Below are 209 nucleotides of genomic sequence, written 5' to 3' on the forward strand. Positions count from 1 at the left end.
CTAAGAATCTATTCTTAGAAGTGGTCTAGTTGCTAAGCTAGTTCAGGCATTAGATCGGCTGGGCAACGATAGTTTAATGACCGCCGCAGCCGGTTGTTTAAGGTATCCTGAGCCAGCTGAATATCAATGAGTGAGGCCAAAACCAAGGATCTACCCTTCGGGAAGAACTCGCGCAAAAGGCCGTTAGTGTTCTCATTGGTTCCGCGTTC

The 209-nt window shown here is 47.8% G+C and carries 1 pseudogene; it reads right to left on the reverse strand.

From position 1 onward, the window contains the following. Positions 1-32 precede the first annotated feature (32 nt). Positions 33-209: pseudogene (locus tag IV54_RS12110) on the reverse strand (IS30 family transposase); the annotation flags it as partial.

The organism is Levilactobacillus paucivorans, from assembly GCF_001437125.1.
Taxonomy (GTDB): domain Bacteria; phylum Bacillota; class Bacilli; order Lactobacillales; family Lactobacillaceae; genus Levilactobacillus; species Levilactobacillus paucivorans.